This window comes from Cryobacterium sp. RTC2.1, assembly GCF_035018685.1.
In the GTDB taxonomy this organism is placed as follows: domain Bacteria; phylum Actinomycetota; class Actinomycetes; order Actinomycetales; family Microbacteriaceae; genus Cryobacterium; species Cryobacterium glucosi.
In genome coordinates, this window is sequence record NZ_JASJXJ010000198.1 from 1 (window position 1) to 5,777 (window position 5,777).

6 protein-coding genes are annotated in these 5,777 nt (G+C 68.8%); 5 read left to right on the forward strand and 1 reads right to left on the reverse strand.

Annotated elements, in window-relative coordinates; all coding sequences use genetic code 11:
* Positions 1-176 precede the first annotated feature (176 nt).
* The 4 genes from QN357_RS17350 to mutM all read left to right on the forward strand — a co-directional run bounded on the left by QN357_RS17350 (position 177) and on the right by mutM (position 2,758).
* Positions 177-752: a YceD family protein gene (locus QN357_RS17350; protein ID WP_134447545.1), complete on the forward strand. Its 576-nt coding sequence runs from the start codon at positions 177-179 to the stop codon at positions 750-752.
* Positions 753-754: 2 nt separating this feature from the next.
* Positions 755-958 carry a 50S ribosomal protein L32 gene (gene rpmF, locus QN357_RS17355; RefSeq protein WP_134447547.1) on the forward strand — a complete coding sequence of 68 codons (204 nt, stop codon included), beginning with the start codon at positions 755-757 and terminating at the stop codon, positions 956-958.
* A 135-nt stretch (positions 959-1,093) separates the two neighbouring features.
* Positions 1,094-1,783, forward strand: coding sequence for a ribonuclease III (rnc, locus tag QN357_RS17360; RefSeq protein ID WP_134448065.1), 690 nt, complete (start codon positions 1,094-1,096; stop codon positions 1,781-1,783).
* A 69-nt stretch (positions 1,784-1,852) separates the two neighbouring features.
* A complete protein-coding gene (gene mutM, locus QN357_RS17365) occupies positions 1,853-2,758 on the forward strand; it encodes a bifunctional DNA-formamidopyrimidine glycosylase/DNA-(apurinic or apyrimidinic site) lyase (protein ID WP_134447549.1) in 906 nt (301 codons plus the stop codon).
* A 16-nt stretch (positions 2,759-2,774) separates the two neighbouring features.
* On the opposite strand, the gene QN357_RS17370 is transcribed toward mutM, so the two are convergent.
* On the reverse strand, positions 2,775-3,944 hold the full coding sequence (locus QN357_RS17370) for a GNAT family N-acetyltransferase (RefSeq protein ID WP_322135641.1): 1,170 nt from the start codon (positions 3,942-3,944) through the stop codon (positions 2,775-2,777).
* A 126-nt stretch (positions 3,945-4,070) separates the two neighbouring features.
* Between QN357_RS17370 and QN357_RS17375 the strand changes: the two genes are divergently transcribed.
* Positions 4,071-5,777 (forward strand): chromosome segregation SMC family protein (locus QN357_RS17375; protein ID WP_323505271.1); only part of this gene is annotated, 1,707 nt, incomplete at its 3' end.

The window sequence follows — 5,777 nt, forward strand, 5'->3', positions numbered from 1 at the left end:
GTCGCCGGGGCGCCGCAACCGGCGCTCCGCGGCGACCTCGACACGGTCTCGACGAGGATCAGCATGGGTGCGAGCACGGCTGTGCGCTGGCGTGCGCGCCTCCTTCCCGCGTCCCTATGGCTCTTCCTCGGCGAACGGGGGCGCGCACCCGTCACGGACGCGTAGAATCTCCCCCCGTGACCAAGTTTCAGAAGACCCCGTACAAGGTCGACGTGCGTGACCTCATCAACCGCCCCGGCACCATGCGTGAGCGCCACATCGACCTCATCGTTCCCGACGACCTCGGCGAGGGACTCGTTGCCGTCAAGGCCGGGTCGACGCTCGACGTCAACATCCGCCTCGAAACCCTGCACGAGAGCCTTCTGGTGTCCGCGCAGATCTCCGGAATCGCGTCCGGCGAGTGCGGAAGATGCCTGATTGACATCGACTTGCCTGTCCGAGTCGAGTTTCACGAGGTTTTCGCGTACTCTCTTGATGAAGCTTATGAGTGTGCGGTTGTCGAGGACCATGTGGATCTTGAACCGCTCATCAGGGATGCAGTGGTTCTGTCACTGCCTTTCCAGCCGGTCTGCCGGCAGGATTGCCCGGGTCTCGACCCCGAGACCGGGCAGCGGCTTGCCGTTTCCCCTGAATTCGAACCAGAACAGATGCGCGATCCCCGGTGGGCAGCGCTTGTGAATTTCCAGGCTTCCGAAAGCATCGGCACGGATGAAGACATCCGCGCTGAAACGGATAGAAGAGAAGAGAAGTAGTCATGGCAGTCCCGAAGCGCAAGCAATCACGCTCCAACACCCGCTCACGTCGTTCCTGCTGGAAGGCCGAAGCCCCCACCCTGGTCAAGACCATGGAAAACGGCAAGGTCGTCTACAGCCTCCCGCACCGCGCCAAGGTCGTCACCGACACCGCCGGAACCGCGATGTTCATGGAATACAAGGGCCGCAAGGTCGCCGACATTTAATTCGGCGATGTACACGCCCCAGGTACCGCTCCTCCGACGGATGCCGCGTCTTCTGACCCGGAACATCCGCTCGTCGCGTCGCGGTACCGTCGGGGCGGTCGCCGTATGACCGGGCACGCCGCAGCCGGTCACCCGATGACCGGCGCGGAAGCCGACCCCTCGGCCCTCGTGTCCGCGCTCGGCGTGCAGATCGACGAGAGCCTGCTTCGGCTGGCGCTCACCCATCGGTCCTTCGCGTACGAGAACGGCGGAGTGCCCACGAACGAGCGCCTGGAATTCCTCGGCGACTCGATCCTGGGCCAGGCCGTCACGGTCATGCTCTACCGCACGTATCCGCTGCTCGACGAGGGCGACCTGGCCAAGCGCCGGGCCAGCCTGGTCTCGAGTGTCGCCCTCGCTGAAATCGCCAGGGGCCTCGGCCTCGGCGCCTACGTTCGGCTCGGGCGGGGCGAGATCCTCACGGGTGGTCGTGACAAGTCATCGATCCTCGCCGACACCGTCGAGGCGCTCATCGGTGCCGTCTACCTCGACACGGGTCCGGACGCCGCCACGGCTTTCGTGCTGCGGCTGATCGCGCCGATGCTCAACGACCCTGGTCACTTCGGAGTCTCGATGGATCCGAAGACGAGCCTGCAGGAAGCGGCGGCCCGGCTCGACGCCGGCGTACCCGTCTATGCGATCGCCGAGAGCGGCCCCGACCACTCCAAGGTGTTCATCGCGACCGTGACCGTCGGCATCGTCGTCGCAACGGGAGAAGGCACCAGCAAGAAGCACGCCGAGATGGCCGCCGCCCTCGAGGCGTGGAACCGGCTCGTCCCGCGCTGACCTGGCCGATGTCCGCTCGACTCATTCCCGCGCATCCGACGGCACCGCCACCATCGTCTGGACGCTTCCTTGCCAGAACTTCCTGAGGTCGAGGTGGTGCGCGCGGGCGTCGAACCCGCCGTGACCGGTGCTCGCGTCACCGCCGTTGAGGTTTTCGAGCCACGCTCCCTCCGCAGGCACGACCCCCTGACCGGCCCGTTCGCCCCGCAGCTCGAGGGGCATCGCCTGCTCGGCGCCGTCCGCCGCGGCAAATTCCTCTGGCTGCCGATCGACACCGGACGCGCCCTCGTGATCCACCTCGGCATGAGCGGCCAGGTCCTGCTCCGGGAACCGGGCTCGGAGGCAGACCGTCAGTTGCGCATCCGCCTGCACCTCGAACACCCCGACCACGGGGAACTGTGGCTCAACTTCGCCGACCAGCGGATCTTCGGCAGCATGGCGATAGACCGGATGCAGCCCACCGGCGACGGACTGCCAGGAGGGTATGCCGGGGCGGGCACGGGTGCGTGGAGCGGGCTGATCCCCGACCAGGTCGCCCACATCGCCCGTGACCTCATCGACCCCGACTTCGGAACGGATGCCGCCCTCGCCGCCCTGGCCCGGCGCGGCTCAGGGATCAAGCGGGTGCTGCTCGACCAGACCTGGGTCAGCGGCATCGGGAACATCTACGCCGACGAAGCCCTGTTCGCGGCCGGACTGCACTACGAGCAGCCGGCGTCGTCCCTGTCACGCACCGAAGGCATCCGGTTGCTCGACGCCGTGCGCACGGTGCTGATGCGCGCCCTCGCCGAGGGCGGCACGAGCTTCGATGCGCAGTATGTGAACGTCAACGGCCAGTCCGGTTACTTCTCGCACAGCCTCGCCGTCTACGGCAGGCAGGGCACCGCGTGCCCGCGGTGCGGAACCCTCCTCGTGCGCGAGCAGTTCATGAACAGGTCCTCGCACCTCTGCCCGGTCTGCCAGCGCCTCCACTGACCGAGTCAACCAGGGTTCACGCGTCCGTAAGGGGCGTGCGCCGCCGCCAGGCGCCCTCGTAGCCGATCGGCAGGAAGCCGAGCTCCTCGTTGATGTCGAGCATGTGCCGGTTCTCCTCCGCGTTGAAGGTGATCACCGACGGATGTCCTGGCTCGTTCCGGAGGATGCTCTCCAGGTTCCAGGCCTTGAGCAGCAGGCCGAGCCGGTGCCCGCGATGTTCCCGCACCACGAGGGTGTCCTCCTGGTTGACCGGCCTGTCGGTCTCAGCGGGAACGGAGAGTTCGGTGAACCCGACCAGTGCGCGGGACGGGCGGTGCACGACGGCTGTGGTGTAGACGGTCCGTGGTCCGTCCGCGAGCCGGGCCTGCCTGTCGAGGAACCGATCGAGGGGCCAGGACTCTGCGGGTTCCTCGAGGCCGGCGGTGGGAGCGTCCGTGCTCATTCTTTCGTAGAGCATCGCCATGTCCGGCTGCCACCGGATCGGCGTGAAGCCGTCCCACTGAATGATCTCGTATTCCTTTCCCGCGCGCTTCTCTGCCGCGCGCAGCAGCCGGTCCAGCCGCTCGCGGTCGTAGGGAAGTGCGAGGCGGTTGCCTCGCTCGACCTGCTCGAGACGGTAGCCGCGCCGGAGCAGGAAGCGCACCTCGGGGTTCCGCAACGGCAGTGAGCCGAAACCGGTCGGGGCGACCAGGCGTTCGCCCGGTGAGTCCGGCGAGGCCGCGTAGACGATCTGATTCACGCACCCGTCGGCCTCGGCGACCGACTCGAGCAACGCGAACAGGGCGGTACCGATGCCGCGGTTGCGGTATCCCGGCAGGACATCGGCGCGAAGCCACGCAGTCTCCGAGCCGGGGCCCTGAAACTCACACACACCGCGCGCGACGATGTGGGTCACGTCGGCCGCGGCGGGGTCGTCCGCCGGGGCGTCAGCCGCAGCCTCGTCGCTCCCGCCGGCAGGAGCTGAACCGTCCGCGGCCCGCACCACGAACAGCCTCCTCGGCTCCCAATCCTGGTCGAGCCACTCCGGGAGTGCCTCCTCCGCCGTCACGGTCAGCTCGTGGGTCCCGTAGGCATCCGCTTCGACCGTGTTGTGCACCTCGGCGGCGGCGACGAAGTCGTCCCAGCCCTCTGCACCCGGCTCCTCCGGGATCGAGAGCTCCTCGATCCTAGGCACGAGGTCGTCCATGCAGGCAGAGTAGCGTCCGGTCGGCACTGCCGAAACCCCCGCGGGCAGCGCCGCGCCTCCCGGGCCCGGGAGGCTGCGTCCGGTACCGTGGGAGAGCCGATATCTACTCACGGGAAGGGCGCAACGGTGTACTTGAAGAGCCTCACCCTCAAGGGGTTCAAATCGTTCGCGCAGCCCACGACCTTCGCTTTCGAGCCCGGCGTCACCTGCGTCGTCGGCCCGAACGGCTCCGGCAAGTCCAACGTCGTCGACGCTCTCGCCTGGGTGATGGGGGAGCAGGGCGTCAAGACGCTCCGCGGCGGCAAGATGGAAGACGTCATCTTCGCGGGCACCTCGACGAAGGGCCCGCTCGGCCGCGCCGAGGTGACGCTCACGATCGACAACACGGATGGCGCGTTGCCGATCGACTACACCGAGGTCACCATCTCGCGCACCCTGTTCCGCAACGGCGGAAGCGAGTACGCGATCAACGGCCAGGGCTGCCGGCTGCTCGACGTGCAGGAGCTCCTGAGCGACTCCGGCCTCGGGCGGGAGATGCACGTGATCGTCGGCCAGGGCCAGCTTGACGCGGTCCTGCGCGCAAGCCCAGAGGACCGGCGCGGTTTCATCGAGGAGGCCGCCGGAATCCTCAAGCACCGCCGCCGCAAGGAGAAGACCCTGCGCAAGCTCGACGCGATGCAGGCCAACCTGACCCGGCTGAGCGACCTCGCCGGGGAGATCCGCCGCCAGCTCAAGCCGCTCGGGCGCCAGGCCGAGATCGCCCGCGAGGCCCAGACCATCGCCGCCGTCGTGCGTGATGCCCGCGCCCGCCTGCTCGCCGACGACGTCGTCGGCCTGCGCAGGACCCTCGACGCCCACGGCCGCAGCGAGAGCGAACGGCACTCCGAACGCATCGTGCTCCAGGAACAGCTCGACCAGAAGCAGTTGCGCCTGCACCGCCTCGAGGAGGCCCAGATCGGCGACGCCGTCGACGCCGCCCGGCGCACGAGCTTCGGCCTCGAATCCGTGCAGGAACGCCTCCGCGGGCTGTACACGCTCGCGAACCAGCGCCTCGCCCTTCTCGGTTCCCAGTCCGAATCGGTCGACGCCGGCCCGAGTGTGACCCCGGCGATGCTCACGGACGCCGCGGCGGAGATCGTGCGGCTCACCGAACGCATCGCCGTCGCCGAGTCCGCCTGGGCCGCCGCGCGGGCGGCCACGTCGACCGCGCGCCGCGATCTCGACGCCGTCGACGAGGACATCGCCGCACAGACCGCGCTCATCTCCCGCCACGACCTCGAAGCGTCCAAGCTGCGCGGCCAGGCCGAAACCGCCGCCTCCCGCCTCGCCTCTGTCCGCAGCGACGTGCTCCGCCAACAGAACACCCGGAAGGCCGCGGCCGGACGCGTGCAGGAAGCAGAGGCCCTCCTCGCCACCCTGGAAGCGGAGACCGAGCAGGCGAACGCGGAGAACGCAGGGACCGGCGCGGTGAACGGCGATCCGGGCGACACCGGCGCGGCCGACGGGAACACCCGGCTGTCCGAAGACTACGAGGCGGCCCAGGCCGTCGTGTCCGCCGCGGAGGGCGAAGTCGAACGCCTCCGCGAAGAACTCCACCTCCTCGAACGCGAACGTGACGCCCTCGCCGCGCGCGCGAGCGCCCTGTCCCTGGCCCTCGACCAGAAGGACGGATCCTCAGCCCTCCTCGGCGCCCGGCTGGACGGCATCCGCGGGCTCGTCGCAGAACACGTGCGGGTGCATCCCGGTTACGAGGCGGCGATCGCCGCCGCGCTCGGCTCCCTCGCCGATGCCGTGCTCGCGGATGACAGCGCAGCCGGCTTCGCCGCACTCGAC

What these genes read in the sequence shown, in the direction of transcription:
- rpmF (WP_134447547.1), top strand. Translation starts at nt 755, where the DNA reads ATGGCAGTCCCGAAGCGCAAGCAATCACGCTCCAACACCCGCTCACGT.
- rnc (WP_134448065.1), top strand. Translation starts at nt 1,094, where the DNA reads ATGACCGGCGCGGAAGCCGACCCCTCGGCCCTCGTGTCCGCGCTCGGC.
- QN357_RS17370 (WP_322135641.1), bottom strand. Translation starts at nt 3,944, where the DNA reads ATGGACGACCTCGTGCCTAGGATCGAGGAGCTCTCGATCCCGGAGGAG.